The organism is Enterobacter sp. RHBSTW-00593 (assembly GCF_013784105.1).
GTDB lineage: Bacteria > Pseudomonadota > Gammaproteobacteria > Enterobacterales > Enterobacteriaceae > Enterobacter > Enterobacter ludwigii.
This window is the reverse complement of record NZ_CP056393.1, coordinates 1858790-1885277: the sequence shown is the minus strand read 5'-3', so window position 1 is coordinate 1885277 and position 26488 is coordinate 1858790. Positions and strand designations below refer to the sequence as shown.

29 protein-coding genes are annotated in these 26488 nt (G+C 53.6%); 16 read left to right on the top strand and 13 right to left on the bottom strand.

The features are described 5' to 3' along the window. Positions 1 to 27: 27 nt before the first annotated feature. From HV242_RS08860 to HV242_RS08850, 3 genes are all read right to left on the bottom strand, one after another. Entirely contained in the window at positions 28 to 1935 is a 1908-nt protein-coding gene (locus HV242_RS08860; RefSeq protein ID WP_050736653.1) for a DNA topoisomerase III, read from the bottom strand. Between the two features lie 4 nt (positions 1936 to 1939). Beyond that, on the bottom strand, positions 1940 to 2983 hold the full coding sequence (selD, locus tag HV242_RS08855) for a selenide, water dikinase SelD (RefSeq protein WP_020884436.1): 1044 nt from the start codon (positions 2981 to 2983) through the stop codon (positions 1940 to 1942). 116 nt (positions 2984 to 3099) lie between these two features. Beyond that, positions 3100 to 3651, bottom strand: a complete 552-nt coding sequence (locus tag HV242_RS08850) for an NAD(P)H nitroreductase (protein ID WP_014169648.1) — start codon at positions 3649 to 3651, stop codon at positions 3100 to 3102. Positions 3652 to 3818: 167 nt separating this feature from the next. Between HV242_RS08850 and sppA the strand changes: the two genes are divergently transcribed. The 4 genes from sppA (at position 3819) to HV242_RS08830 (ending at position 8836) form a co-directional block, all read left to right on the top strand. Next, positions 3819 to 5675, top strand: coding sequence for a signal peptide peptidase SppA (gene sppA, locus HV242_RS08845; RefSeq protein ID WP_050736652.1), 1857 nt, complete (start codon positions 3819 to 3821; stop codon positions 5673 to 5675). A gap of 63 nt (positions 5676 to 5738) precedes the next feature. Then, positions 5739 to 6755, top strand: coding sequence for an asparaginase (gene ansA / locus HV242_RS08840; protein ID WP_020884438.1), 1017 nt, complete (start codon positions 5739 to 5741; stop codon positions 6753 to 6755). Positions 6756 to 6764: 9 nt separating this feature from the next. Further along, entirely contained in the window at positions 6765 to 7406 is a 642-nt protein-coding gene (pncA, locus tag HV242_RS08835) for a bifunctional nicotinamidase/pyrazinamidase (RefSeq protein WP_050736651.1), read from the top strand. A gap of 170 nt (positions 7407 to 7576) precedes the next feature. After that, positions 7577 to 8836, top strand: coding sequence for a glycoside hydrolase family 18 protein (locus tag HV242_RS08830; RefSeq protein ID WP_181616922.1), 1260 nt, complete (start codon positions 7577 to 7579; stop codon positions 8834 to 8836). 55 nt (positions 8837 to 8891) lie between these two features. Here the strand turns inward: HV242_RS08830 and HV242_RS08825 are convergent, their stop codons facing one another. Beyond that, positions 8892 to 9155, bottom strand: a complete 264-nt coding sequence (locus HV242_RS08825; protein ID WP_153852331.1) for a YeaC family protein — start codon at positions 9153 to 9155, stop codon at positions 8892 to 8894. 56 nt (positions 9156 to 9211) lie between these two features. Next, positions 9212 to 9625 (bottom strand): peptide-methionine (R)-S-oxide reductase MsrB, encoded by a 414-nt coding sequence (msrB, locus tag HV242_RS08820; RefSeq protein WP_020884441.1) that lies wholly within the window; start codon positions 9623 to 9625, stop codon positions 9212 to 9214. Positions 9626 to 9966: 341 nt separating this feature from the next. Between msrB and gapA the strand changes: the two genes are divergently transcribed. Both gapA and HV242_RS08810 read left to right on the top strand, forming a co-directional pair. Continuing rightward, positions 9967 to 10962, top strand: a complete 996-nt coding sequence (gapA, locus tag HV242_RS08815) for a glyceraldehyde-3-phosphate dehydrogenase (RefSeq protein ID WP_020884442.1) — start codon at positions 9967 to 9969, stop codon at positions 10960 to 10962. Positions 10963 to 11036: 74 nt separating this feature from the next. After that, complete coding sequence (locus HV242_RS08810) at positions 11037 to 11921, top strand: D-hexose-6-phosphate mutarotase (RefSeq protein ID WP_044858683.1); 885 nt, start codon at positions 11037 to 11039, stop codon at positions 11919 to 11921. A gap of 47 nt (positions 11922 to 11968) precedes the next feature. On the opposite strand, the gene HV242_RS08805 is transcribed toward HV242_RS08810, so the two are convergent. Further along, complete coding sequence (locus tag HV242_RS08805; RefSeq protein ID WP_050736649.1) at positions 11969 to 12823, bottom strand: aldo/keto reductase; 855 nt, start codon at positions 12821 to 12823, stop codon at positions 11969 to 11971. Between the two features lie 91 nt (positions 12824 to 12914). After that, the gene (locus tag HV242_RS08800) at positions 12915 to 13664 is read right to left on the bottom strand and encodes a MipA/OmpV family protein (RefSeq protein WP_014169638.1); all 750 of its coding nucleotides are present in this window, start codon (positions 13662 to 13664) and stop codon (positions 12915 to 12917) included. A 432-nt stretch (positions 13665 to 14096) separates the two neighbouring features. On the opposite strand from HV242_RS08800, the gene yeaG reads away from it, so the two are divergent. The 4 genes from yeaG (at position 14097) to HV242_RS08780 (ending at position 19911) form a co-directional block, all read left to right on the top strand. Continuing rightward, entirely contained in the window at positions 14097 to 16031 is a 1935-nt protein-coding gene (gene yeaG, locus HV242_RS08795) for a protein kinase YeaG (protein ID WP_014169637.1), read from the top strand. Positions 16032 to 16132: 101 nt separating this feature from the next. Continuing rightward, positions 16133 to 17413, top strand: a complete 1281-nt coding sequence (locus tag HV242_RS08790; RefSeq protein ID WP_025204423.1) for a YeaH/YhbH family protein — start codon at positions 16133 to 16135, stop codon at positions 17411 to 17413. Between the two features lie 640 nt (positions 17414 to 18053). Continuing rightward, positions 18054 to 19157, top strand: a complete 1104-nt coding sequence (locus tag HV242_RS08785; protein ID WP_044868256.1) for a glycosyltransferase family 9 protein — start codon at positions 18054 to 18056, stop codon at positions 19155 to 19157. 253 nt (positions 19158 to 19410) lie between these two features. Then, positions 19411 to 19911, top strand: a complete 501-nt coding sequence (locus HV242_RS08780; protein ID WP_014169635.1) for a YbaK/prolyl-tRNA synthetase associated domain-containing protein — start codon at positions 19411 to 19413, stop codon at positions 19909 to 19911. A 20-nt stretch (positions 19912 to 19931) separates the two neighbouring features. On the opposite strand, the gene yoaI is transcribed toward HV242_RS08780, so the two are convergent. Continuing rightward, positions 19932 to 20036, bottom strand: a complete 105-nt coding sequence (gene yoaI / locus HV242_RS24220) for a small membrane protein YoaI (protein WP_014169634.1) — start codon at positions 20034 to 20036, stop codon at positions 19932 to 19934. A 145-nt stretch (positions 20037 to 20181) separates the two neighbouring features. On the opposite strand from yoaI, the gene HV242_RS08775 reads away from it, so the two are divergent. After that, on the top strand, positions 20182 to 20628 hold the full coding sequence (locus HV242_RS08775) for a DUF441 domain-containing protein (RefSeq protein ID WP_014169633.1): 447 nt from the start codon (positions 20182 to 20184) through the stop codon (positions 20626 to 20628). Here HV242_RS08775 and HV242_RS08770 read toward each other — a convergent pair. Next, positions 20612 to 21403, bottom strand: a complete 792-nt coding sequence (locus tag HV242_RS08770; RefSeq protein ID WP_014169632.1) for an AraC family transcriptional regulator — start codon at positions 21401 to 21403, stop codon at positions 20612 to 20614. The genes HV242_RS08775 and HV242_RS08770 overlap by 17 nt on opposite strands. A 99-nt stretch (positions 21404 to 21502) precedes the next feature. Here HV242_RS08770 and HV242_RS08765 point away from each other — a divergent pair, with 99 nt between their 5' ends. Then, positions 21503 to 22690, top strand: coding sequence for a CynX/NimT family MFS transporter (locus HV242_RS08765; protein WP_181616921.1), 1188 nt, complete (start codon positions 21503 to 21505; stop codon positions 22688 to 22690). A gap of 30 nt (positions 22691 to 22720) precedes the next feature. On the opposite strand, the gene HV242_RS08760 is transcribed toward HV242_RS08765, so the two are convergent. Continuing rightward, positions 22721 to 23428 carry a CTP synthase C-terminal region-related (seleno)protein gene (locus HV242_RS08760; RefSeq protein ID WP_014169630.1) on the bottom strand — a complete coding sequence of 236 codons (708 nt, stop codon included), beginning with the start codon at positions 23426 to 23428 and terminating at the stop codon, positions 22721 to 22723. A 151-nt stretch (positions 23429 to 23579) separates the two neighbouring features. Here HV242_RS08760 and HV242_RS08755 point away from each other — a divergent pair, with 151 nt between their 5' ends. Next, on the top strand, positions 23580 to 23924 hold the full coding sequence (locus HV242_RS08755; RefSeq protein WP_014169629.1) for a DUF488 domain-containing protein: 345 nt from the start codon (positions 23580 to 23582) through the stop codon (positions 23922 to 23924). Here the strand turns inward: HV242_RS08755 and HV242_RS08750 are convergent, their stop codons facing one another. Together HV242_RS08750 and HV242_RS08745 are read right to left on the bottom strand one after the other, a co-directional pair. Next, positions 23925 to 24230 (bottom strand): nuclear transport factor 2 family protein, encoded by a 306-nt coding sequence (locus HV242_RS08750; protein ID WP_181616920.1) that lies wholly within the window; start codon positions 24228 to 24230, stop codon positions 23925 to 23927. 80 nt (positions 24231 to 24310) lie between these two features. Beyond that, positions 24311 to 24565 (bottom strand): putative hemolysin, encoded by a 255-nt coding sequence (locus HV242_RS08745; protein ID WP_050736648.1) that lies wholly within the window; start codon positions 24563 to 24565, stop codon positions 24311 to 24313. A gap of 304 nt (positions 24566 to 24869) precedes the next feature. On the opposite strand from HV242_RS08745, the gene HV242_RS08740 reads away from it, so the two are divergent. From HV242_RS08740 to yoaJ, 3 genes are read left to right on the top strand one after another with little or no spacing between them, the layout of a single operon-like run. Beyond that, complete coding sequence (locus tag HV242_RS08740) at positions 24870 to 25898, top strand: sensor domain-containing diguanylate cyclase (protein ID WP_050736647.1); 1029 nt, start codon at positions 24870 to 24872, stop codon at positions 25896 to 25898. 45 nt (positions 25899 to 25943) lie between these two features. Beyond that, entirely contained in the window at positions 25944 to 26042 is a 99-nt protein-coding gene (locus HV242_RS08735; RefSeq protein WP_014883431.1) for a YoaK family small membrane protein, read from the top strand. Next, positions 26043 to 26117, top strand: a complete 75-nt coding sequence (gene yoaJ / locus HV242_RS24450) for a protein YoaJ (protein ID WP_071605476.1) — start codon at positions 26043 to 26045, stop codon at positions 26115 to 26117. Between the two features lie 54 nt (positions 26118 to 26171). Here the strand turns inward: yoaJ and HV242_RS08725 are convergent, their stop codons facing one another. After that, entirely contained in the window at positions 26172 to 26420 is a 249-nt protein-coding gene (locus HV242_RS08725; protein WP_006174788.1) for a GlsB/YeaQ/YmgE family stress response membrane protein, read from the bottom strand. Positions 26421 to 26488: the final 68 nt, after the last annotated feature.

The following is a 26488-nucleotide window of genomic DNA, read 5'->3' as shown; positions in this document are numbered from 1 at the left end:
CGGGAGAGGGCAACAGCCGAAAGCACATCAGGCTGCGCTTTTTTTCTTTTTGAACGGTTTCTTCGGCGCACCACCCGGTGCAACCATCCCCCGGAACTGCTTCACCGGCGTATTACGCGCCTGGTTAATCAGCTCGTACAAGGTCCCCACCAGCGGCTGCATAAAATCCTGATAGCGACACTGCTTTTCACTGATTTGCGTCAGCACAGATTCCCAGTGTGCCGTCATGTCCGGCCTTGCGGCCAGCTCAGGCAGTGAGTGGATCAATGCGCGCCCCGGTTCAGTCGAGTGGATATAGCGCCCTTTTTTCTCCAGAAAACCGCGCTTAAACAGCAGCTCGATAATGCCCGCACGGGTCGCTTCCGTGCCCAGTCCGTCGGTGGCACGCAAGATCTTCTTCAGATCCTTATCCTGAACAAAACGGGCGATCCCGGTCATTGCCGAGAGCAGTGTCGCATCGGTGAAGTGGCGCGGCGGTTGGGTCTGGCGTTCAACCACTTCGCCTTTCTCACACAGCAGCTCGTCATCTTTGGCAACCACCGGCAGCGGCGTGCCGTCATTCTCTTCGTCACGCTCTTTGTTGCCAAGCAGCGTGCGCCAGCCAGCCTCCGCCAGGAAACGCGCCTTGGCGATAAATTTCCCTTTGGCAATTTCCAGCTCAATCACGCATTTGCGGAACACTGCATCCGGGCAGAACTGCATCAGATACTGACGAGCCACCAGGTTATACACCTTCGCTTCGTTTTCCGTGAGGTTAACGTTGCTGGCGCGCGCCGTCGGGATAATCGCATGGTGGGCATCCACCTTTTTATCATCCCAGCAGCGGTTATGAATGTCCGGATTCACAACCGGTTGCGGCAGCAGATCCGGCGCGTGAACGGCAATGGCGTTCATCACCGAGTGACGGCCGGCAAAGTGCTCTTCCGGCAGATACCGGCTGTCAGAACGCGGATAGGTAATGAGTTTGTGGGTTTCGTAGAGCTTCTGGCAGATATCAAGGACGTTCTGCGCGCTCAGACCGAAGCGTTTCGCCGCTTCAATCTGCAGCGCGGAAAGCGAGAACGGCAGCGGCGCGGGTTCTGATTCCCGTTTATCGTTATAGCTGGTGACAATAGCAGGCTGACCGGTAATCCGGTTGACCACGTGCTCCGCCAGCGGACGGTGCAGCAACCGCCCCTCTTCATCCTGATACGATTCGCAGGCATCGCTTGGCTGCCAGACGGCGGTAAAGCGCTCCTCTTTCGGCGTGACGATATGCGCTTTAACCTCAAAGAAATCTTTGGCGACGAAATTCTCAATCTCTTCGTCACGACGCACCACCAGCCCCAGCACCGGCGTTTGCACACGCCCGACGGAGAGGACGCCCTGATAACCGGCATTACGCCCCAGAATGGTGTAGGCGCGGGTCATGTTGATCCCGTAAAGCCAGTCAGCACGAGCGCGGGCCAGCGCGGAAACGCACAGCGGAATAAACTCGCTGTTCGCGCGCAGACGTGAAATGGCCCGCTCCACGGCCTGCGGATTGAGGTCGTTAATCAGGCAGCGCTGGACCTGCTGGCGTTTTTCCGGCGCCAGCTCCAGATAGTCCAGCACCTCATCCACCAGCAGTTGCCCTTCCCTGTCCGGGTCACCCGCGTGGATGACTTCCGTCGCGTCATGCAAAAAACGTTTAATCACGTTGAGCTGTTTGGTGACGGAAGGCCGTGGCTGCAGGCGCCATTTTTCAGGGACGATGGGCAGGTCATTGAGGTTCCAGCGGGCATAGCGGCTGTCGTAGACATCCGGCTGCGCCTGCTCAAGCAGGTGACCGATACACCAGGTGACCACCTGCCCGTTACCGCATTCGATAAAGCCGTCTCCCTTGCGATGCGGCTTCGGCAGCACATCGGCAATGGCACGGGCCAGGCTCGGCTTTTCGGCAATAAACAACCGCATTGAATTAACGGATCTCAATCATCGGTCGGCCACCGCGCGCGGTCACCAGTTCACCGATCGCCGTCAGGGTAATACCAAACTCTGCGGCCGTCGCCTGGACGTCGGCTTCAGCGTCTGGCGTGACCGCCAGCAGCAAACCACCGGACGTTTGCGGATCGCACAGCAGATTGCGCCACGCTTCAGGCATTTCGCCCATCAGATGACCATAGCTGGCAAAGTTACGCTGGGTACCGCCCGGAACGGCGCCCGCTGCAATGTACTCCTCCACACCCGGCAGCTTCGGCACGTCCTGATACCAGACCTGCGCCTGTACGCCCGCGCCCTGACACACTTCGGAGAGGTGCCCGAGAAGGCCAAAACCGGTCACGTCGGTCATGGCTTTCACGCCGTCGATATTCGCGAAAGCCGCACCCGCGAGGTTCATCTGGCACATGACCTCGGTTGCCAGCCCCTGGTGTTCCGGCTTCAGCAGCGATTTTTTCTCCGCAGTAGTGAGGACACCAATGCCCAGCGGTTTGGTGAGGAACAGCTTGCAGCCCGCCTGCGCGGTGCTGTTGCGTTTCACGCGCTCGGTGGGCACCACGCCCGTGACCGCGAGACCGAAGATCGGCTCCGGCGCATCGATAGAATGACCACCGGCCAGCGCGATCCCCGCCTGCTGGCAGGCAAAACGTCCCCCTTCAATCACCTCACGGGCAATTTCAGGGGCAAGGGTGTTAATCGGCCAGCCCAGAATGGCAATCGCCATAATCGGTTTGCCCCCCATGGCGAAAATATCGCTGATGGCGTTGGTGGCCGCAATACGCCCGAAATCGAACGGGTTATCGACAATCGGCATAAAGAAGTCGGTGGTACTGATAATGCTGGTGCCGTTACCCAGGTCATAAACTGCCGCATCGTCACGCGTTTCGTTACCGACAAGCAGGTTCGGGTCGACAAACTTCGCCTGTTCACTGTGGAGAATGGTCTCCAGCACTTTCGGGGAAATTTTACAACCGCAACCGGCTCCGTGGCTGTATTGCGTTAAACGAATGGTTTGCTCGCTCATGGACGTCTCCTGTCATCTCAATCGCGCTATGGTAGCGCTCATTCCATAAAGAGGTAAGTATGACTGTCTGAATTCTGCGGCAGATGCTCAGAATCCAGACAGTTTAGCGCGCGTTATCAGAAACGGCTGACGAAAGGCGTGGTGTCCGGCACATTAATGGTGGCGGAGGCTTTAAGCTGAGGCGTGCCGAGATAGAGGAAGCCGACAATTTTATCATGTTCGCCACAGGCGAATCCGTCGCGAACCGGCTGGCTGTTGGTCAGCGGCCCTGTGCGCCAGATACCGTTAAACCCTTGCGCCACGGCGGCCATTTGCATTGCCATGACGGCACAGCCTGCAGACATTTCCTGCTCCCAGACCGGCACTTTGTGGTCGGCCTGACATTTCGCCACGACAGCGATGATCATCGGCGCACGGAATGGTGCACTGCGGGCTTTCTCAATACCCTTCTCATCCTGACCTGCGGCAACCGCCCCCTGCTCCAGTATCTGACTGAAACGATCGCGGCCTTCACCTTCAATCACAAAGAAGTGCCATGGCTGCAGCGTACCATGATCCGGTGCACGCAGGCCGGCACGCAGAATATTCTCCAGTTGCTCCCCTGCCGGCGCCGGCTCGGTGAGACGTGAAGCGCTACGGCGGTTAACAAGCAGTTCAAGTGCGTCCATTGGTTAACTCCTTTCTTGAAATTTACTCACAAAATTAACACGGCGGCAGATTTTGTTACAGCGTAGCAGGCGATTCCTGCTGACAAGTGACGGTTGGGTCATTACGATAACCGCACATTGCCGTCCCGTGGCGACGGAAACAGTCATTTTCTGGTTAGGGAGAATACATGCGAACCCTTTGGCGAATCATTGCCGGTTTCTTTAAATGGACGTGGCGACTGCTCAACTTCGTCCGCAACCTGGTGATGAATATCTTCTTCATCCTCCTGGTTCTGGTTTGCGCAGGCGTCTGGATGCATATCAGCAACGCAAATCAGGCGCAGCATTCGACTCGCGGGGCGCTGTTACTTGATATCACGGGCGTCATCGTCGATAAGCCGTCCACCAGCAATCGTCTGGGCGTTATTGGCCGTCAGCTGTTTGGCGCGACATCAGACCGTCTTCAGGAAAACTCCCTGTTCGATATCGTCGACACCATTCGTCAGGCAAAAGATGACCGCAACATTACCGGCATCGTGCTGGATCTGAAAGATTTTGCCGGCGGCGACCAGCCTTCAATGCAATACATTGGTAAAGCGCTGCGCGAATTCCGCGACAGCGGCAAGCCGGTGATTGCGGTCGGGGACAGCTACAGCCAGGGGCAGTATTATCTGGCCAGCTTCGCCAATAAAATCTGGCTCTCCCCGCAGGGTACGGTCGATCTGCATGGCTTTGCCACTAACGGTCTGTATTACAAATCGCTGCTCGACAAACTGAAAGTCACCACCCACGTCTTCCGCGTCGGAACCTATAAATCCGCCGTGGAGCCGTTTATTCGTGATGATATGTCCCCTGCGGCCCGTGAAGCGGACAGCCGCTGGATTGGTGAGCTGTGGCAGAACTATCTGAGCACCGTGGCCGCTAACCGCCAGATAACCGCTGAACAGGTGTTCCCTGGCGCGCAGGGCGTGCTGGAAGGCCTGCGCAAGGTTGATGGTGATACCGCAAAATATGCGCTGGATAACAAACTGGTCGATGCGCTGGGCACCAGCGCGGATATCGAAAAATCACTGAGCAAACAGTTTGGCTGGAGCAAAGAGGATAAAAACTTCAGCGCTATCAGCATGTACGATTATGCGACCAAAAAGCCGGATGACAGCGGTGACAGCGTCGCGGTGGTCTTTGCTAATGGTGCCATCATGGACGGCGAGGAAACGCCGGGTAACGTGGGCGGCGATACCACCGCATCGCAAATCCGTGATGCTCGCCTTGATCCGAAAGTGAAGGCGATTGTACTGCGCGTAAACAGCCCTGGCGGCAGCGTCAGCGCTTCTGAAGTGATCCGCGCTGAACTTGCCGCGGCACGTGCAGCTGGCAAGCCGGTAGTGGTGTCGATGGGGGGAATGGCAGCATCGGGCGGTTACTGGATTTCAACCCCGGCTAACTACATCGTCGCCAACCCGAGCACGCTGACCGGCTCGATTGGCATCTTTGGGGTGATTAACACCGTGGAAAACAGCCTGGATTATCTGGGCGTCCATACCGATGGCGTTGCCACTTCACCGCTGGCGGATGTGTCGGTCACCAAATCGCTGCCGCCTGAAGTCTCTGAGATGATGCAGCTCAATATCGAGAACGGCTACAAGCGCTTTATTACGCTGGTGGCAGAGTCCCGTAAAAAGACACCGCAACAGATCGACGACATTGCGCAGGGCCACGTCTGGACCGGCCAGGATGCGAAGAATAATGGTCTGGTAGACAGCCTGGGCGACTTTGATGACGCGGTGAAGAAAGCCGCCGAACTGGCGAAGCTCAAGCAGTGGCACGTTGAGTATTACCAGGACGAGCCGTCGTTCTTTGACCTGGTGATGAACAGCATGTCCGGCTCCGTGCGTGCCATGCTGCCTGAGGCGCTGCAGGCGTATCTGCCTGCGCCAGTCGCGACGGCGGCTAAAGCGATGAAAGCGGAAAGCGACAAACTCGCGGCCTTTAACGATCCACAAAGCCGTTACGCGTTTTGTCTGACCTGTGCAAACGTCCGTTAAACACCGTCCCCTCTTCCCGTGAAGAGGGGATTTTTTTCTTTTGAAGAACAAGAACTCACTACCATGCAGAAGAAATCGATTTATGTAGCCTACACTGGCGGTACCATCGGTATGCAGCGCTCTGAAAACGGCTATATCCCGGTCTCCGGCCACCTTCAGCGCCAGCTCGCGCTGATGCCTGAATTCCACCGTCCTGAAATGCCTGACTTCACCATCCACGAATACGAGCCGCTGATGGACTCCTCCGATATGACGCCGGAAGACTGGCAGCATATCGCGGACGACATTAAAGCCCATTACGACCAGTACGACGGCTTTGTGATCCTGCATGGTACCGACACGATGGCGTTTACCGCCTCGGCACTCTCCTTCATGCTGGAGAATCTGGGCAAACCCGTCATCGTCACCGGCTCGCAAATTCCGCTGGCGGAGCTGCGTTCTGACGGGCAGATCAACCTGCTCAACTCCCTGTATGTGGCAGCGAATTACCCGATTAACGAAGTGTCGCTGTTCTTCAACAATCGACTGTATCGCGGCAACCGGACCACGAAGGCGCACGCCGATGGCTTTGACGCTTTCGCCTCACCGAACCTGCAGCCGCTGCTGGAGGCGGGCATCCATATTCGTCGTCTTGGCACCCCGCCTGCGCCGAGCACGGCGGGCGAACTGATTGTTCATCCGATCACGCCGCAACCGATTGGCGTGGTAACGATTTACCCGGGTATCTCTGCAGATGTGGTGCGTAACTTCCTGCGCCAGCCGGTGAAAGCGTTGATCCTGCGCTCTTACGGCGTGGGCAATGCCCCGCAGAACGGCGAGTTCCTGAAAGAGCTGCAGGAAGCGAGCGAGCGTGGGATCGTGGTGGTTAACCTGACGCAATGCATGTCCGGTAAAGTCAACATGGGCGGTTACGCCACCGGTAACGCCCTCGCGCATGCAGGCGTTATCAGCGGATTCGATATGACCGTTGAAGCCACGCTGACTAAACTTCACTATTTACTGAGTCAGGATCTGGACATTCAGTCCATCCGCAGCGCGATGATGCAAAACCTGCGCGGCGAACTGACGCCGGACGAATAAGGAGGCACCATGACGCAACGCGCCCTGTTACTGGTCGATTTGCAAAATGATTTCTGTGCGGGCGGCGCACTGGCCGTCGCTGAAGGTGACAGCACCGTAGACGTGGCGAATACGCTGATTGAGTGGTGCAAAACGCGGGGTGAGGCGGTTGTCGCAAGCCAGGACTGGCACCCGGCTGACCACGGCAGTTTTGCCAGCCAGCACGGCGTTGAGCCCTTCACGCACGGTGAACTTGACGGCCTGGCACAAACCTTCTGGCCGGATCACTGCGTGCAGCAGACGGAAGGCGCGCAGCTGCATCCGCTGCTGAATCAGAAGGCCATCGACGCGATGTTTCATAAAGGGGAAAACCCGTCTATCGACAGCTACAGCGCCTTCTTTGATAACGGACATCGCCAGAAAACGGCGCTGGACGGGTGGTTACGCCATCACGAAATCACCGAACTGATTGTGCTGGGTCTGGCGACGGATTACTGCGTGAAGTTCACCGTGCTGGACGCCCTCCAGCTAGGCTATACCGTCAGCGTCATCACCGACGGCTGTCGCGGGGTGAACATTCAACCGCAGGACAGCGCACAGGCGTTTATGGATATGGCCGCGGAAGGCGCCACCCTGTATACTCTGGAAGACTGGCTGGAAACGCACGCCTGACCTTCTCGCCGGGCAAGCCACAGTGCTGCCCGGCACGCCCCGTCTCATTCCCCATAAAGTGAACTCCCTCGCATCACCAGCGAAGCGGCAATGCTATTCTCTTCAGGCTGTTTTTTCGCCACGCCTTTTCCGTGGCGTGGTTATTTTTGTTAAGTCAAAGAGGAACTTGTATGAAACGTTTGCCTTTGCTGGCAGCATTACCCCTGCTTTGCGCGTCAGTTGCTTCCGCCACTCCCCTGATGTCTGTGGGATATTTTAATGGCGGTGGCGATGTCACCGCCGGTCCCGGTGGCGATATCAATACGCTCGACGTTCGTCAGATTACCCACCTGAACTACTCATTTGGTCTGGTCTATAACGATGAGAAAGACGAAACCCATGCTGCGCTGAAAGATCCGGCGAAACTTCATCAGATCTGGCTGTCGCCAAAAGTCGCCGCCGATCTGGCGCTAATCCCGACGCTGCGTAAGCAAAATCCAAACCTGAAAGTGCTGCTCTCCGTGGGCGGATGGGGTGCGCGTGGCTTCTCCGGCGCAGCCGCGACCCAAGAGAGCCGTGCGGTGTTTATCCGCTCGGCTCAGGAGATTGTCGAAAAATATGCACTCGACGGCATCGATCTTGACTGGGAATACCCGGTAAATGGCGCATGGGGACTGGTGGCCAGCACGCCAGCCGATCGCGATAACTTCACCGCACTGCTGAAAGAATTGCGCGCCGCCTTCGGCCATAAAAAGCTGGTCACCATCGCGGTGGGGGCAAATGCAGAAAGTCCGAAAAGCTGGGTGGATGTAAAGGCCATTGCCCCGCTGCTCGACTACATCAACCTGATGACCTACGACATGGCGTATGGCACACAGTATTTCAACGCCAATCTGTATGACTCTAGCGACTGGCCAACGGTGGCCGCCGCAGACAAATACAGCGTGGATTTTGTGGTGAACAACTATCTGGCGGCCGGGCTGAAGCCGCAGCAGATGAACCTCGGGATTGGTTTTTACGGCCGCGTGCCGAAACGCGCCTTGGAGCCCGGTATTGACTGGACAAAACCCGATGCGCAAAACCATCCGGTGACCCAGCCCTACTTTGGGCCTCAGGAGACCGGCTTGTTCGCGTCACTGGGTTACGACCTGACCAAAGATACGTATGTGAAGTACAACGATATTGTGAAAAAGCTCTTAAACGATCCGCAGAAGCGTTTTACCGAACACTGGGACGAACGGGCGCAAGTGCCGTGGCTTTCAGTGAATGCGGCGGACGGCAAGGCGCTGTTTGCCCTTTCCTATGAGAACCCGCGTTCCGTCGCCATCAAAGCGGAATACATCAAGGAGAAAGGTCTCGCCGGGGCGATGTTCTGGGAGTACGGCGCGGATGACAATAACCAGTTAGCGAAACAGCTGGCGGAGTCGCTGGGAATTAAACCCAAAGAGTAAGGTAAGCACGCCCTCTCTCCAGAGAGAGGGCGCTGGCAGGACTGCCGCCCCACCGTTACTGCATCTTTATCGTCGCGATCGGCTTTGGCGTGATACCGAAGTCCTCTTTCAGCTCGCGCTTGCTCTTCATCACCATCTGGCCTTGAGTGTCGATAGTCATGTGTTGCGCGTCGGTATTGTTACGCGCCTGCCAGAGCATCACCAGTTGCAGACTGTTCTCTTTTTGCTCCGGCGTGAGCGCGACACCGTCCGGCCATTTTCCCAGTTCAACAGCAGTCACCAGGCGCTGATACACCTCCGGCGTCATACCGCTAATCATGTCATCAATATTCACGATCTCTCCCTTTCAAAGGAATAATTTGCTGAATCGTTTTTTCAACCTTTGATCTGGTCACCGTTTTCATCATCGGTGAAGCTCATCGACGCTGAATTCACACAGAAACGCTCACCCGTCGGCTGAGGGCCATCCGGGAAGACGTGTCCAAGGTGGGCGTCACAGGTTCCGCAACGAATTTCAGTACGTACCATGCCGTGCGACGTGTCGCTCAGGTAGCGGATCGCATCGTCGCTGACCGGCTCATAAAAGCTTGGCCAGCCACAGCCAGAATCGAACTTCGTTTGGGAATTGAACAACGGGGCGTCACATACCAGACAGTGGTAGACACCGTCGCGCTTGTTGTGCAGTAAACGGCCGGTAAAAGGCGGTTCGGTTCCGTGATTTTGCGTCACGTAAAACTGCATTTCGGTGAGGTTTTTTTTCAAATCGTCAGGGTTACGTTGGTTCGACATATGCTTACATCTCGCTGTAGAAACAGACACCTTTTAACCCGGATTCTAACAAAACATTAACACCCTTGCGTGCACTTTTGTTCTAAACTTATGTGTCGCGAAAAGGCGGTCAGGCAATTGTGACCATGTTCACATTTTTATCCTGCGAGGACTTTAAAATGCCGCGCGCAGCCCCCATGTGGTTGCTAGCTCAAAGGGAAAGTGAGGCGAGTCAGTCGCACAAACGTTAGTCACAGGATTGATTTGTCGCAATGATTGACACGATTCCGCTTGACGCTGCGTAAGGTTTTTGTAATTTTACAGGCAACCTTTTATTCACTAACAAATAGCTGGTGGAATATATGACTATCAAAGTAGGTATCAACGGTTTTGGCCGTATCGGCCGTATTGTTTTCCGTGCTGCTCAGAAACGTTCTGACATCGAAATCGTTGGTATCAACGATCTCCTGGACGCTGAATACATGGCGTACATGCTGAAGTACGACTCAACTCACGGTCGTTTCGACGGCACCGTTGAAGTGAAAGACGGCCACCTGGTTGTTAATGGCAAAACCATCCGCGTTACTGCTGAGAAAGACCCAGCTAACCTGAAATGGAACGAAATCGGTGTTGATGTTGTAGCTGAAGCTACCGGTATCTTCCTGACCGACGAAACTGCGCGTAAACACATCACCGCGGGTGCGAAAAAAGTTGTTCTGACCGGTCCTTCTAAAGACAACACCCCAATGTTCGTTCGTGGTGCAAACTTCGAAACTTACGCTGGCCAGGACATCGTTTCTAACGCATCCTGCACCACCAACTGCCTGGCACCGCTGGCTAAAGTAATCAACGACAACTTCGGCATCGTCGAAGGTCTGATGACTACCGTTCACGCGACCACCGCGACTCAGAAAACTGTTGACGGCCCGTCTCACAAAGACTGGCGTGGCGGTCGTGGCGCGGCTCAGAACATCATCCCATCCTCTACCGGTGCAGCTAAAGCTGTAGGTAAAGTACTGCCAGAACTGAATGGCAAACTGACTGGTATGGCGTTCCGCGTTCCAACTCCTAACGTATCCGTTGTTGACCTGACCGTTCGTCTGGAAAAAGCTGCTTCTTATGAAGAAATTAAGAAAGCAATCAAAGCTGCTTCCGAAGGCGCAATGAAAGGCGTTCTGGGCTACACCGAAGACGACGTTGTATCTACCGATTTCAACGGCGAAGTGTGCACTTCCGTGTTCGATGCTAAAGCAGGTATCGCACTGAACGACAACTTCGTGAAACTGGTTTCCTGGTACGACAACGAAACCGGCTACTCTAACAAAGTACTGGACCTGATCGCTCACATCTCCAAATAAGTTGAGATGAGTTCTTGATCCAAAAAGGCGACTTCGGTCGCCTTTTTTATTGTTTTTAGACAGAGGATTGCTTAATGATTAATAAAATTTTTGCACTTCCGGTAGTCGAACAACTTACCCCTGTGCTCTCCCGCCGCCAGATTGATGGGGCGGATATCATCGTCGTTGACCACCCGCGCGTAAAAGCCTCCGTGGCGCTGAACGGCGCACATCTGCTCTCCTGGAAACCTGAAGGCGAAACGGAAGCACTGTGGCTGAGCGACGCGACCTCCTTTAAAAAAGGGGATGCGATTCGCGGCGGCGTGCCTATTTGCTGGCCATGGTTTGGTCCTTCCGCTGAGAAAGGCCTGCCTTCTCACGGTTTTGCCCGTAACCAGCAGTGGACGCTGAAAGCGCACAATGAAGACGATAACGGTGCGGTACTGACCTTTGAGCTGCAGGCGAATGAGGAAACCCGCGCCCTGTGGCCGCACGATTTCACCCTGTACGCACGCTTCAAGCTGGGCAAAACCTGCGAAATCGAACTGGAAGCGCACGGTGAATTTGAAACCACCTCCGCCCTGCACACCTATTTCAACGTTGGTGACATCAGCGCCGTGAAGGTGAGCGGCCTTGGCGATACCTTTATCGACAAAGTGGATAACGCGAAAGAAGGAAAACTGAGCGACGGCATTCAGACGTTCCCGGACCGTACTGACCGCGTTTACCTGCATCCGGAAGCGTGCAACGTGATCCACGACAGCGCCCTGAACCGTGGTATCGAAGTGGTACACCACCATCACAGCAACGTGGTGGGCTGGAACCCAGGCCCGGCACTTTCTGCCAGTATGGCCGACGTGCCTGATGACGGTTACAAAACCTTCGTCTGTGTGGAAACGGCGTGCGTCACTGCGCCACAAAAAACCAGCGAAGAAAAACCGTCTCGCTTAGGGCAGACAATCAGTATTGTGAAGCGCTAATACGCTACCGCCCCTCTTCCTGTAAAGGAGAGGGGCATGCGTCAGGATTAAACGACATCCAGCGGGAGTTTATGGGTGGGTGGTGGGAAAGCATTATCCAGTTTGTGACGTTCTTCCGCGGTGAGGGTTATCTCCAGCGCTCCAGCGTTGGCGTTAACATGCTCAATCGAGGCCGCTTTCGGTATGGCAATAACACCCTGATGGCGGATAACCCACGCCAGCAGAATTTGGGCGGCAGTGGCGCGGTGGTTATGCGCGATGGCATTCACGACCGGATGGTTCATCAGCCCCGAACGCAGGCGCCCGGCCTGAGCCAGCGGGCAGTAAGCCATCACCGGCATCGCCTGTTGCTGACACCAGGGAAGCAGATCAAATTCAATTCCCCGTGACGCCAGATGATAAAGCACCTGATTAGTGGCACAGGCGGAACCGCCCTCTTCACGCCACAGCGCCTGCATATCTTCATAATCCAGGTTTGAGACGCCCCAGCGGCCAATTTTTCCCTGCTGCTGGAGTGTGTCCATCAGCGTAATGGTTTCATCCAGGCCATAGTTACCGCGCCAGTGCAGAAGGTAGAGATCGATGTGGTCTGTCCCGAGACGTCGCAGACTGGCATCACACGCCGCCTGGCCTTTCAGACCGCCAGCGTTCCACGGGTAGACTTTTGATACCAGAAAAACGTTGTCGCGCTGGCCTTTAATGGCCTCCCCGACCACCTCTTCCGCTCCGCCTTCGGCATACATTTCAGCGGTATCAATTAACGTTAACCCCAGATCAATGCCCGCCCGCAGTGCATTCACTTCGGATTTACGCTGGCTGGCTTTTTCTCCCATATACCAGGTACCCTGTCCGATAGCCGGAAGTGGACGCCCTGCGGAAAAGGTCACGGTTTTTACGCTCATATCATCCCCTCTTTTTCGTTGCACCACACCAATGCAAACGGGGCGCAAACGCCCCGTTTTGATGCAATGATTGCACTGTTTTAATGCACAATCAGAACTTGTAGGACACACCGACTGAGAATATGCCCGCCCAGGACTTATCAACCATCGGGCTGTCTTTCACTTCATCGCTCAGACGCTCATAGCGCCCGGTACCGTAGACGTTCCAGTCACCGAGGAAGTTATAGCTTGCCGTCAGCTCAAGGTACGGATCCCAGCCGTCGTCCGCACTGTAGCTCTTCAGACCGCTACGACGGGATTCGTTCTTAGAAACACCATAGTAGTAGTCGTTGTAGTTCTCACTGTTATATTGCACACCGATACCCGGGGTTAGCGTTAACGCACCGTTGGTGTAGCGATAGAGCCAGGCCAGATCCCAGATAAAACCGTTACTGTTATCCAGCGTATCCCCCGCAAGCGCGGTACGCAGGAAGCCATATTCGGTGTTATGCACATAAGAGAGTCCCGCCATCATGGTGCTCTTACGCTTGTCGAGCTGGCGAAGCGCATGGCTGTCGCTGTCACCCGGCTTGAAGTGCGTCGGATCGTAGTAAGCCATGATGGAGAGCTTGTCGGCCGTATCATTCCAGAGATAGTAGCCACCGCCCAGACCGCGGAACCAGAAGTTATCGCCTTCATAGGTGACAACCGGAACTGGATAAACATCACGATCATACTGTTTGTATGGGCTGTTAATCACGCCAACGCCCGCGCCAACAGTCCACTGACTTTCCGCCGCCTGTGCGGTGCTAACAGCGGTTGCGGCAAGTACGCCCAATGCCAGAAGTTTGAGTTTGGTCACAATCCATTCTTTCCTGTAGTCAAATAATCAGCGAGAGAAGTTTAACCGCCATTGTCGTACATCCCAAAATTTTTTGCCTGCTAATCAGTCTGATTAACCCGTTATTTTCAACTTTTCAGGTGACAGCCTGCTTTCATTTATATGACTACTGAATGAAAAACGTGCTTTTACCCTAAAACAGCAGGGGAAATTTTTGGATGAGTTATTGATATGTCATTGAAATTAGATTTTATCGGCATGCAAGTTTTGCAAATGCCATCTACGCTTTAAATTAAGAAGAGTTTTTTCTGAACACCCTGCGGTTCTTAGCGTCTGACCTGGCACACAGGTTGCTGCTCTGGCAGTGAGGTGCGAGAGATTCTCTTCCGGGAGCCTCCACTACTCATACGAACGGCTCTTATCCTGTGCTAAAAAACGAAAGGACGGCATGCCATGAATATATTCGATCACTATCGCCAGCGTTATGAAGCTGCCAAGGACGAAGAGTTCACACTGCAGGAGTTTCTTACCATTTGTCGGCAAGATCGCAGTGCCTATGCCAATGCGGCAGAACGGCTATTAATGGCTATTGGTGAGCCAAACATGGTTGATACTGCCCTGGAACCTCGGCTTTCCCGTCTCTTTTCGAATCGGGTGGTCGCCCGATACCCGGCGTTTGAAGAGTTCTATGGTATGGAAGATGCCATCGAACAGATTGTCTCCTACCTGAAGCATGCCGCCCAGGGTCTGGAAGAGAAGAAACAGATCCTTTATTTACTCGGCCCTGTGGGTGGGGGTAAATCATCACTGGCTGAACGTCTGAAATCACTGATGCAACGCGTCCCTATCTATGTGCTGAGCGCTAACGGTGAACGCAGCCCGGTGAATGACCATCCGCTGTGCCTGTTTAATCCGCAGGAAGATGCGCAAATTCTGGATAAAGAGTTTGGTATTCCGCGGCGCTATCTTGGCACCATCATGTCGCCATGGGCGGCAAAACGCCTGCACGAGTTTGGTGGGGATATCACCAAATTCCGCGTCGTCAAGGTGTGGCCATCCATTCTGGAACAGATTGCTATCGCCAAAACTGAACCGGGGGATGAGAACAACCAGGATATCTCCGCCCTGGTGGGTAAAGTCGATATTCGTAAGCTGGAAAACTACGCGCAAAACGACCCGGATGCCTACGGTTACTCGGGTGCGCTGTGCCGCGCCAACCAGGGGATTATGGAGTTCGTTGAGATGTTTAAAGCACCAATTAAAGTGCTGCATCCGCTGCTGACGGCCACCCAGGAAGGCAACTACAACGGTACGGAAGGTATTTCCGCCCTGCCGTTTAACGGCATTATCCTCGCACACTCAAACGAATCTGAGTGGGTCTCCTTCCGTAATAACAAAAACAATGAGGCGTTCCTTGACCGTGTCTACATCGTCAAAGTGCCTTATTGCCTGCGGATCTCCGAAGAGATCAAAATTTACGAGAAACTGCTTAACCACAGTGAGCTGGTACACGCACCTTGCGCACCAGGCACCCTGGAAACGCTGTCGCGCTTCTCCATTCTCTCGCGCCTGAAAGAGCCGGAAAACTCCAGCATCTACTCGAAAATGCGCGTGTATGACGGGGAAAGCCTGAAAGATACCGACCCGAAAGCGAAGTCTTATCAGGAGTACCGCGACTACGCCGGTGTGGACGAAGGGATGAACGGTCTGTCCACGCGTTTCGCCTTTAAGATCCTCTCCCGCGTGTTTAACTTCGACCATGCGGAAGTGGCGGCAAACCCGGTTCATCTGTTCTATGTGCTGGAGCAGCAAATTGAACGCGAGCAGTTCCCGCAGGAACAGGCTGAACGCTACCTTGAGTTTCTGAAAGGCTACCTGATCCCGAAATATGCGGAGTTCATCGGCAAAGAGATCCAGACCGCCTACCTGGAGTCTTATTCAGAGTACGGGCAGAACATTTTTGACCGTTATGTCACCTATGCTGACTTCTGGATCCAGGATCAGGAGTACCGCGACCCGGATACCGGCCAGCTGTTCGATCGGGAATCACTGAACGCAGAGCTGGAAAAAATCGAGAAGCCGGCCGGGATCAGTAACCCGAAAGACTTCCGTAACGAGATTGTGAACTTCGTCCTGCGCGCCAGAGCGCATAACAACGGACGTAATCCGAACTGGACCAGCTACGAGAAACTGCGCACGGTAATCGAGAAGAAAATGTTCTCCAATACCGAAGAGCTGTTGCCGGTGATTTCGTTTAACACCAAAACGTCAACCGATGAGCAGAAAAAGCACGACGATTTTGTCGACCGTATGATGGAGAAAGGCTACACCCGTAAACAGGTTCGCCTGCTCTGCGAATGGTATCTGCGCGTACGTAAATCGTCTTAATACAAGTACAAATGCCCGGTAGCGCATACGCCTGCCGGGCTACAAAAAAATGTCCGGCACGTCCGGACACTGCAAGTTGGCAAATGCAGTACGGGGGATATATGACCTGGTTTATTGACCGTCGTCTTAACGGCAAAAACAAGAGCACGGTAAATCGCCAGCGCTTCTTGCGCCGTTATAAAGCGCAAATTAAACAGTCGATCTCCGAGGCCATCAACAAACGCTCGGTGACCGACGTCGACAGCGGCGAATCTGTCTCCATCCCCACCGATGACATCAGCGAACCGATGTTTCATCAGGGACGTGGCGGCCTGCGCCATCGCGTACACCCAGGTAATGACCACTTCGTGCAGAACGACAGAATCGAGCGCCCGCAAGGCGGCGGGGGCGGTTCAGGAAGCGGTCAGGGACAGGCCAGCCAGGACGGTGAAGGACAGGATGAGTTTGTCTTCCAGATTTCAAAAGATGAGTATCTCGACCTGCTGTTTGAGGATCTTGCGCTGCCGAATCTGAAAAAGAACCAGCATCGTCAGCTTAACGAGTACAAAACCCATCGCGCGGGATATACCGCAAACGGCGTGCCCGCCAACATCAGCGTGGTCCGTTCGCTGCAGAACTCTCTGGCGCGACGCACGGCCATGACGGCAGGTAAACGGCGCGAACTCCGCGAGCTGGAGAGCAACCTGAAGGTGGTGGAAAATACGGAACCGGCACAACTGCTGGAAGAGGAACGCCTGCGCAAAGAGATAGCCGAACTCCGGGCTAAAATAGACCGGGTACCGTTTATCGACACCTTCGACCTGCGCTACAAAAATTACGAAAAACGCCCCGAACCGTCGAGCCAGGCGGTCATGTTCTGTCTGATGGATGTCTCCGGCTCGATGGACCAGGCCACCAAGGATATGGCGAAGCGTTTTTATATCCTGCTCTATCTGTTCCTGAGCAGAACCTATAAGAACGTGGAAGTGGTCTATATACGCCACCACACTCAGGCGAAAGAGGTGGATGAACATGAGTTCTTCTACTCGCAGGAGACCGGTGGCACCATCGTGTCGAGCGCTCTGAAACTGATGGATGAAGTGGTGAAAGAGCGTTACGACCCGGCGCAGTGGAACATCTATGCCGCGCAGGCATCAGATGGCGATAACTGGGCGGATGACTCCCCGCTGTGTCACGATATTCTGGCGAAGAAAATTCTGCCGGTGGTGCGTTACTACAGCTATATCGAAATTACCCGCCGTGCTCACCAGACGCTGTGGCGTGAGTATGAACATCTGCAATCGATGTTCGATAACTTTGCCATGCAGCATATCCGCGATCAGGATGATATCTATCCAGTGTTCAGGGAACTGTTCCATAAACAAAGTTCAACAACAAGTTAATCATCATTAATCAGCCAGTTATTTATACTAACTGGCTGATCTTTTGGCTTTCAGGGTAATTAGCCTGTAAAGGGCAAGCGGATTATTTAATACCTCAACAATCCCATGTTTGACTAAAATTCTTTCTTCCGATATTGGCACACCCCTACCAGGGTTATATGTTTGTTGGATAAGCTATACGATAAACTAAGGATAAGCATATCCGGAGAAGGAAGAACAACAGGCGCATAAAAATTGCCCAAAGCAGGAACGTATTGCTGATCTACCAAAACCGAACATTGAATCCACCTTACCTCCAGTGTTAGAGTCATCAACTCGCGGCCATTTACACATAATTTTAAGCGTTAAGCCCCGTAGGGCCTTTTCACAGATGCGTTATGCAGCCATTGAAATTATTTCTCCACCGACGGCAGAACAACTTACCCAACTCCAGGGCGCGCCAGAGCTTACTGACGCACAGGTGGCCTACCTCGCAGTAATGACTGGTAGCAATCACTACAGGTAATATACGGGTGGAGAGCCTCCTCGTGGATGGGAATGCATATACTATTTTTATGGATGTCGAGCTGACTTTTAGCCAAAATGAAAAGAAATTGGTACCACGCTAACTAACACCAGATAAGTATTCAAGGAGTCTTTAATGTTTCGATGGATAAAAAAAGCAAACAGATCTAAAAACTATTTTTTGAAAAGGATCAAACTTAAGTTAAAACTTAACTTATTGAGTATGATTGCCGCTCAGGGGCGTACTTCTCGAACGAGACATGGGTCGGGCACAAACCATCTGATTATCCCCTTCATTGGTAAAGGGATTGGTGATGCTATTGTCATTGGTGGTGTGATTGAGACTCTGGTAAGAAACAATTTTCAGGTCTCTGTTATTGCAGATAAAAGGACACACTTTCTCTTCAAAGAATGGCACAATTTAGAAGCTCTTTACTTTTATGAACCTAACAACAAAAAGATGCTAATCAAGGTGTTAAGGGAACTTCCACCTTTTGTATTTGTTGACTCGCATGAAATAACTCATTCAAATGTCGAAACATTTAATTTAATCAGACTAATAAAACCACACAAAACAATCGGTTTTACCAGGAAGTATCGTATCTATGACGAAGTAATTAACATTAGCTGCCCTTTGTCACATATAAGCACAAGATACATTGATTTCCTGAAGCATCTGGGGATATCGGCACAGAACTATGATTACACTGTGATCATACCTGACGACGATGTACAAAAAGCAAAGGATTTTCTTAAGAAAACCACTGATAAAAAAACGGTTGCGTTCATTCCTTACGGCAGTGTTAGTGAACGTTTCTTCTCAACAGCGCAGATTGAGGCCATTACCAGTCACATGGCTAAATATAAAGATACTTTTCACTTAATCATTCTTGGCGAACAACATAAAATAAAGCCTATTCCCGATGCAGATCATGTCACTAAGAGTTCATTGCCCTCATTCTTTTCGGCTGCACAAATCATAAAAGAGAGTGCACTCGTGATTTCTCCAGATACATCATTCGTGCATGTATCCAGAGCATTTAAGAAAAAACTAATTTGCCTCTATCCATTTAAAATGCTTGTCGCTCAGGCAGATAATGCTGATGTCTGGGGGCCAAACTATGAATCAGCTATCCAGGTTAGACTGAAAGAGCGCCGCGTGATGGATACTGATGTTCGGCCTATACTGAATATTATTGACGAACAATTGAAGAGTATCGCCGATAATAGTTCGAGATAAAGAAATCACATCTGTAATTTTTCTCGCTTCTCAGGACTTTCACTTTATGAAACCTGAGAAGCTTCATGCCTGTTAAGCGTTTTTAAATCTTTCTCCGATCTCACCTGCACATTGCAGCTGGATATAATCTCTTCTGATGCCGACACACAATCAGCGGGTAAAGCAATCGCCCAACAGCAACGTCTATACCAACGGCGAAATATTCTGTGCTAAGGTTAAACGCTGCGTATTGGTATTTAACAGGTAAATCGCTATGTCTGATGACGTTAAGGGAACAACAACCCACCAGCAACTCATTACGTTGTTAACCCAGCAGGGCGCACGATTTCGCGTCATGGAGCATGACGCCGTGGGGAAATGCGAAGCGGTGAGTGAGATCCGCGGAACCGATCTGGGGCAAGGGGCAAAAGCACTGGTCTGTAAGGTGAAGGGAAACGGCGTAAAAAAACACGTTCTGGCGATCCTCGCCGCCGATCTGCAGGCCGATTTAAGCCAGCTTGCCAGCCATTTTGGGGGGATAAAAGCGTCTCTCGCAAGCCCTGCCGAAGTCGATACCCTGACCGCCTGCGTTTTTGGCGCCATTCCGCCTTTTAGCTTCCATCCCGATCTGGCACTGGTGGCCGACCCGCTCCTGTTTGAGCGTTTTGATGAAATCGCGTTTAACGCCGGTCTGCTGGAAAAATCCGTGATTATGGATACGCAGGATTATTTGCGTATCGCCCGTCCTGAGCTGGTGACGTTCCATAAAGCGTAATCGTGTAGGCTGGCATCACGTCAGCCTTTTTTTTCCAGAAAAATAACTGACGCGACCAGGATAATGGCAACAGCGAAAAACGATGAAGAGATGATCAGCGTTTCGACAAACATGTGATCGTACATTTTTGCGACCCTTTTTCGATGCCTGCCTCTGTTTTATCCCCCGTAAATGACAGGGTTATGACAGCAGTAAAATCTTTTTAAAAACTGTCTTCAGCCGTGTTTCCGCGTAAAGTAAGCAGGCTTACTCTTTTGGCAAGGATTCCTTATGTTTGACCCAACTCTGCTCATTCTTCTGGCCCTCGCTGCGCTTGGCTTTGTCAGCCATAACACCACCGTCGCTATCTCAATTCTGGTGCTGATCATTGTGCGCGTGACCCCGTTAAACACCTTTTTCCCGTGGATAGAAAAACAAGGTCTCACCATCGGGATCATCATTCTGACCATTGGGGTGATGGCACCTATCGCCAGCGGTACGCTGCCTGCCTCAACGCTGCTGCACTCGTTTGTAAACTGGAAATCGCTGATAGCGATAGCGGTAGGCGTTTTTGTCTCGTGGCTGGGCGGGCGTGGCGTAACGCTGATGAGCAGCCAGCCCTCGCTGGTGGCCGGTCTGCTGGTGGGAACCGTGCTGGGCGTGGCGCTCTTTCGTGGCGTTCCGGTGGGCCCGCTGATTGCAGCCGGGCTGGTCTCACTGTTTATCGGGAAGTCATAGTCAGGCTGGCAATATAGCGCGCTGGCGTCTGCCCCAGCCCCTTCTTAAACATCGTGATAAACGCGGTGGTGGAGTCGTACCCCAGCGACTGTGCCACCTGCTGTACCGACTTTCCCCCAATCAACAGCTGTAACGCCACAATAAGCTGCAGCTGATGCCGCCAGCGGCGAAAGCTCAGGCCCGTCTCTTTCACCACCAGGCGCGCCAGATTGCGCTCACTCATGGCGAAGTGGCTCGCCCATTGCGCCAGCGTCTGCCAGGCGGCAGGCTCTTCCGCCATCTTCTCGCTCATCAGCCGGATTTTTGGATGAGGCGAAACGGGCAGTTGCAAATGTTCCTGACGCTGCAGCGGTAGCTCGTCAAAAAGAACATCCACCAGACGCGATGTGGCAGCAAGCGAAAGTGCTTCACGTGATTTTTCCGCCAGCGATAAGATCAGTTCCCGCACCAGAGGGGAGATCTTCAGGGTGCAGCAGCGATCGGGCAAACTTACCGCTCCGGGTTCAATAAACAAAAAGCAAAGCTGGGCACCCGGCGTGGCCTTATTGCTGTGCGGCATCTGGCCAGGGATCCACACGGCATATTGGGGCGGTACCATCAGCATGGCGTTTTCCACTTCGCAGGTAATGGCTCCCCCCAGCGCCAGAATCAGCTGTCCCTTACGATGTTGGTGTCGCGGAATGTATTGTTCCTGCGCCACCACGCGGATGCGAAACGCGACAGCCGCATCATGCTGGCTATCGGGATCGTAGCCGTCCAGTCCGAGACCAATCATCAGGTTGTCCGATATTAGCGATAAACTGTCATTTTAGCCTGATTTCAACCGTGGAGAAAATCGGTATTGTGTGCGCTCGCTTGAACGTATGAGAACACAATGACTACTGCAATTCGGGTTTCAGGAAAACAGGGCGCGCTGCTGATCGCAGGTATCCTGATGATTGCCACTACGCTTCGCGTCACCTTTACCGGAGCAGCACCGCTGCTCGATACCATTCGTCTCGATTATGGCTTGAGTACAGCGCAAACCGGTCTGCTGACCACCCTGCCTCTGCTGGCTTTCGCCCTTATCTCCCCGCTCGCCGCAGGTGTTGCCCGGCGTATCGGCATGGAGCGCAGCCTGTTTATCGCCCTGCTGCTGATTTGCGTCGGCATTGCTGTGCGCTCCCTGCCTTCCGCCCCCCTGCTTTTCATCGGTACGGCGGTGATTGGCTGCGGTATCGCACTGGGCAATGTGCTGTTGCCTGGGTTAATTAAACGTGACTTCCCGGGACAGGTTGCCAGACTCACCGGTGCGTATTCCCTGACGATGGGGATCTCCGCGGCGTTAGGTTCCGTACTGATTGTTCCGCTGGCGCAAGGGGAAGCCGGCTGGCATGGCGCCCTGCTAATGCTGATGGCCTTTCCGCTGGCTGCACTACTGCTCTGGCTGCCACAGTGGCGTCAGAAACACGTTGCGACGGTGACCGGTGCAGGCGCGTTACATAACCGCGCCATCTGGCGCTCTGCCCTCGCCTGGCAGGTCACCCTTTTTCTGGGGATTAACTCGCTGATTTACTATGTCATCATCGGCTGGCTACCGGCGATCCTGCTCAGCCACGGGTATAGCGAAGCCCAGGCGGGTTCTGTGCACGGACTCTTACAGCTGGCCACCGCCGTGCCGGGTCTCGCTGTCCCGCTGATCCTCCATCGTCTGAAGGATCAGCGAGCAATCGCCGGCGTCGTGGCGCTGTTGTGCGCGATAAGCGCAGCAGGATTGTGGTTTGCGCCGGGAATGGCGGTCATGTGGACGCTGGTTTTTGGTTTTGGTACCGGGGCAACGATGATCCTTGGCCTGACTTTCATCGGGCTGCGCGCCAGCTCTGCGCATCAGGCCGCGGCCTTGTCCGGCATGGCACAGTCGGTTGGCTATCTGCTGGCCGCCTGTGGCCCGCCGTTGATGGGCAAAATTCACGATGCTGCCGGTGACTGGCGGTATCCGCTACTGGCCTGTGCACTGGCCGCCGTGATCATGGCCGTTTGCGGTATGCTTGCCGGGCGTGACCGGGAGGTCACGCCCCGTTAGTAGAATGGCAGACCACCAGGTCTGCCTTTTTTATCCGCGCGCCGCGCGCAGCATTGCCTGTACCAGCACCACCGGTCGACCTTCCAGCGCGGCACGTTCATGCTGGAATAAAGTGATCACGAAGAACGGATGGGTCAGTAGCTCCGCGGCGCGAATTTCACCCTGCTCGTCCCAGCCGGTGACGCGCATTTCGCCGCTCTCCAGCTCCCGTGCAAATTCCGGCGACACACCGTAATTGCAGTGATATCCCTCCACGATTTCCGGTTTGCCATAGGCTTTGGCGATGAGCGTATTGTTGCGCAGCTCAATTGCATCGGTTTTTTCCACCAGCGAGCAGGTTAATGGCGCAATCACCATTGTGCCTTCGGTATCCGTTTCGGCGTGCGCCGCATCGTGCCAGCCCAGCACATTACGGGCGTACTCAATCAGCGCATGCTGGAACCCGCCGCAGGTGCCGAGGAAGGGAATGCTGTTTTCGCGTGCGTAGCGTGCAGCGATAAAGGCCGCCGCCGTGTTTTTGTACGGGCTTGCGGGAACCAGCCAGATAGCGTCATAACCCACCAGATCTTCCGGGCTGGTCAGTTCCGTGGTCGCGAGCCAGTCATAATCAGCGGTGAGGTCAAGAACGGCAGCGGCGTCGTCAATTGCCAGCGGGATCGCCTGGTGCGCAATAACATCGGGATTGTAATCGCCAACCAGCGCAATGCGCAGTGTGGTTTTAGCCGGGAGGTGTTCCATGAAAGGTTCCTTATGCCTGAGTATTAGCAGATAACATAAGGAACCTCAGACTACCGATCTTCTGCAATTATCACAATACCTTAAATTGGGTGGGTAAAGACAAAGTGCTAGAGTAATACGCAGAACGTTTTGCCGCAGGTGAGGAGAAAAGATGATCCAGTGTAAACGCGTATACGAACAGGCAAGCCCGGACGATGGTTATCGGGTGCTGGTAGACAGACTCTGGCCGCGTGGCGTGAAGAAAACCGATCTCGCGTATGATGAATGGTGTAAAACGCTCACCCCGTCCAACGATTTACGCAAGGCGTTTCATAGCGAAACCCTTGATTTCAACGCCTTCAGCAAGGCGTACCGGGAAGAGCTGGCGCAGCACAAGGACGAGGGGTTGCGTCTTGCGGCGCTGGCCAGCAAGCAGACCTTAACCCTTCTCTATGGCGCGAAAGATAAGGAACACAATCACGCCCTGGTGTTAGCCGACTGGCTGCGTAATGTCTAGTCAGTCGATCATCAGTTCATCAAGGATTTGCGGCGCCGTATCCGGGGTAAGCGGCATCAGATGTTCGGCGCGAATAAACGCAAAGCCGTGCTGATTGTCAAACGCGAAGACATCACCGGTCACCAGCCAAAGCGCGCGATCCGAGGTGGCGGGTAACTGCGTCATGACGCCATTGACCGGATTAACGAAACGCTGGCCGGGCTGAAACAGGCCAAACAGTTCAACAGATTTACCAATATTACGACGGCCGGACGCCGTGCGGGCACCAATGATCATCGCCATGCTGCCCGGTTTAAGCTGAAACATACTTCTCTCACGATAACGGTAGCCATCGAAAGGCTAAGAATAATCCTAAAGAGAAGTGTACCGCAGCCACTGTCCCGCTGTCACCTGGCAGGTTGCGGATGATCGCGACGAAAAAGCGCCCATTCATCGATCACTTCGCCGCCGGGCAACTTGCACTCCGTGCGAACCCCTTGCGGGCTCTGAACCGGGACCTGTTCCCCGCCTTTATTCAGGCAGTAGACGGAGGCGGGATTAGCCATCCCGATAACATGGGGCGGTTTCGGGGCATCAGGCGGGGTTGTTTTGGAGGTACAGGCGGCCAGCGGTAACGCCAGTGCCAGAAGCAGTAATCTCATCTCATTGATCCTTTTCACTTCATCAGACTTTAAGGGTAACGGGTCATCGCCGCTTTCTCCACGATTTCTCCATCTTAACTGCACTTTTCCACACTACAGTGGCACGTGTTCTCAATGACCAGAGAACATCATTCCGTAATCAAGATGTCTTTGCCCCGGTCTCAACATCGGGGCTTTTTTTCTCCCCCGCTCCCCTGTGATGAATATTAAAATTTTTATATTCATGTTTTACTATGCCCGAAGTCGAAAAATTCAGCATAACATGCAGATGCAGACGTCTTCTGCATGGGAGTGAGCCTACGTCATGTCGGATATTATCCTTGCCCGTGTTTCAGAAACGCTCGCCACTGAGCAGTCCCTTGAAAGTCTCGTCCGCCAGCTGCTGGAGATGCTGGAGATTGTGACTGAAATGGAGTCCACCTACCTGACGAAGGTCGATATCAATGCGCGGCTGCAGCATATCCTCTACGCCCGCAACAGCAAGCAGATGCAGATCCCTGAGGGGCTGAGCGTTCCATGGGGCGACACCTTGTGTAAGCGCGCCATCGAGAGTGGTACGTTGTTCAGTAACGAGGTGGCAGAGCGCTGGCCGGATTGCGATGCCGCGAAAGCCCTTGGCATTACAACCTACATGAGTATCCCTATTCATCTTGCGGATGGTTCACTCTATGGCACGCTCTGCGCCACCAGCACGGAAAAGAAACATCCCAGCGATCGCGGTGAACAAGTTTTGAAATTATTCGCCGGGTTGATTGCCCAGTATATTCAGAAAGAGTCGCTGGTGATCCAGCTTCGGGAAGCCAATGCGGCACTCATTGCGCACTCTTATACCGATGCCCTTACCGGATTACCAAACCGTCGCGCCATCTTCGAAGAGCTGACGACCCTGTTTTCACTGGCAAAGCACCTTAAACGCAACGCCATCATCGCGTTTATCGACCTTGATGATTTCAAGCTGATTAACGACCGTTACGGGCATGAATCAGGCGATCGGTTCCTGATTGAAGTGGGTAAACGTCTGACTGAAGAAAAACAGGCGGACGAAATAATTGGCAGGCTGGGCGGTGATGAGTTTCTGGTGGCCTCGCTTAGCCAGACCAACAGTACGGGTGAGAGCACACTGATTAACCTGCTTAAAACGCGCCTCGACGCCCGTATTGCAGGAGAATACTGGCTGGGGAGCGTGAACATTATTTATCCTGGCGCCAGCTTCGGTGTGATTGAAGTTGACCCCGCCGTGACCGATCCGGACAGTGCGTTACGCGCGGCTGATGTCGCGATGTATCAGCATAAGAAAGGAAAAAGCAAAACGCGCTTTCTCGCGATGGATTAACCCCGTACACTCTACGGCGTTATAAAAACCGAAACAGGTGATGGTATGAGAATAGGGATCCTCTTCCCGGTCGTTATTTTTATAACGGCGGTAGTGTTTTTGGCCTGGTTTTTTGTCGGTGGTTACGCTGCTCCGGGGGCATAAATGAGAAAAACAACCCTCATTATGCTGATCGTGGCAATCGTGGCTGTTGCAGGCTCGCAGCTAGGCTGGTGGTAAACCCACCACGTAAAAAGGCCGCCATATGGCAGCCTTTTTCAACATTTATCAGGCTTAGCTTTTGATTTTTCTGTAGATAAACAGAACAACCAACGCACCGATCACCGCGACAGCGAAGCTGCCGAAGTTAAAGCCATCGACCTTACCAAAGCCGAACAGCGTACTGATCCAACCGCCCACCACTGCACCGATAATCCCCAGTATTACGGTGACGATAAACCCACCGCCATCTTTGCCCGGCATAATCCACTTCGCCAGAATACCTGCAATAAGCCCAAAGATAATCCAGGATAAAATTCCCATAAGTTTCCTCTCCGTATGGTTTTTGTCATTAAATCAACGACACAAGAAAGGATAGCACAGGATTTCAG

Bases quoted from the DNA above. Each gene is read 5' to 3' on its own strand.
- HV242_RS08850 (WP_014169648.1), bottom strand. From the start codon at position 3,651: ATGGACGCACTTGAACTGCTTGTTAACCGCCGTAGCGCTTCACGTCTC.
- ansA (WP_020884438.1), top strand. From the start codon at position 5,739: ATGCAGAAGAAATCGATTTATGTAGCCTACACTGGCGGTACCATCGGT.
- HV242_RS08750 (WP_181616920.1), bottom strand. From the start codon at position 24,230: ATGTTTCAGCTTAAACCGGGCAGCATGGCGATGATCATTGGTGCCCGC.
- HV242_RS08765 (WP_181616921.1), top strand. From the start codon at position 21,503: ATGACTACTGCAATTCGGGTTTCAGGAAAACAGGGCGCGCTGCTGATC.
- HV242_RS08770 (WP_014169632.1), bottom strand. From the start codon at position 21,403: ATGATTGGTCTCGGACTGGACGGCTACGATCCCGATAGCCAGCATGAT.
- msrB (WP_020884441.1), bottom strand. From the start codon at position 9,625: ATGTCGAACCAACGTAACCCTGACGATTTGAAAAAAAACCTCACCGAA.
- yoaI (WP_014169634.1), bottom strand. From the start codon at position 20,036: ATGTACGATCACATGTTTGTCGAAACGCTGATCATCTCTTCATCGTTT.
- HV242_RS08825 (WP_153852331.1), bottom strand. From the start codon at position 9,155: ATGATTAGCGGTATGACGCCGGAGGTGTATCAGCGCCTGGTGACTGCT.
- selD (WP_020884436.1), bottom strand. From the start codon at position 2,983: ATGAGCGAGCAAACCATTCGTTTAACGCAATACAGCCACGGAGCCGGT.
- HV242_RS08755 (WP_014169629.1), top strand. From the start codon at position 23,580: ATGATCCAGTGTAAACGCGTATACGAACAGGCAAGCCCGGACGATGGT.
- HV242_RS08860 (WP_050736653.1), bottom strand. From the start codon at position 1,935: ATGCGGTTGTTTATTGCCGAAAAGCCGAGCCTGGCCCGTGCCATTGCC.
- HV242_RS08735 (WP_014883431.1), top strand. From the start codon at position 25,944: ATGAGAATAGGGATCCTCTTCCCGGTCGTTATTTTTATAACGGCGGTA.
- sppA (WP_050736652.1), top strand. From the start codon at position 3,819: ATGCGAACCCTTTGGCGAATCATTGCCGGTTTCTTTAAATGGACGTGG.
- HV242_RS08740 (WP_050736647.1), top strand. From the start codon at position 24,870: ATGTCGGATATTATCCTTGCCCGTGTTTCAGAAACGCTCGCCACTGAG.
- pncA (WP_050736651.1), top strand. From the start codon at position 6,765: ATGACGCAACGCGCCCTGTTACTGGTCGATTTGCAAAATGATTTCTGT.
- HV242_RS08760 (WP_014169630.1), bottom strand. From the start codon at position 23,428: ATGGAACACCTCCCGGCTAAAACCACACTGCGCATTGCGCTGGTTGGC.
- HV242_RS08810 (WP_044858683.1), top strand. From the start codon at position 11,037: ATGATTAATAAAATTTTTGCACTTCCGGTAGTCGAACAACTTACCCCT.
- HV242_RS08805 (WP_050736649.1), bottom strand. From the start codon at position 12,823: ATGAGCGTAAAAACCGTGACCTTTTCCGCAGGGCGTCCACTTCCGGCT.
- HV242_RS08780 (WP_014169635.1), top strand. From the start codon at position 19,411: ATGTCTGATGACGTTAAGGGAACAACAACCCACCAGCAACTCATTACG.
- gapA (WP_020884442.1), top strand. From the start codon at position 9,967: ATGACTATCAAAGTAGGTATCAACGGTTTTGGCCGTATCGGCCGTATT.
- HV242_RS08745 (WP_050736648.1), bottom strand. From the start codon at position 24,565: ATGAGATTACTGCTTCTGGCACTGGCGTTACCGCTGGCCGCCTGTACC.
- HV242_RS08775 (WP_014169633.1), top strand. From the start codon at position 20,182: ATGTTTGACCCAACTCTGCTCATTCTTCTGGCCCTCGCTGCGCTTGGC.
- HV242_RS08725 (WP_006174788.1), bottom strand. From the start codon at position 26,420: ATGGGAATTTTATCCTGGATTATCTTTGGGCTTATTGCAGGTATTCTG.
- HV242_RS08830 (WP_181616922.1), top strand. From the start codon at position 7,577: ATGAAACGTTTGCCTTTGCTGGCAGCATTACCCCTGCTTTGCGCGTCA.
- yeaG (WP_014169637.1), top strand. From the start codon at position 14,097: ATGAATATATTCGATCACTATCGCCAGCGTTATGAAGCTGCCAAGGAC.
- HV242_RS08790 (WP_025204423.1), top strand. From the start codon at position 16,133: ATGACCTGGTTTATTGACCGTCGTCTTAACGGCAAAAACAAGAGCACG.
- HV242_RS08785 (WP_044868256.1), top strand. From the start codon at position 18,054: ATGTTTCGATGGATAAAAAAAGCAAACAGATCTAAAAACTATTTTTTG.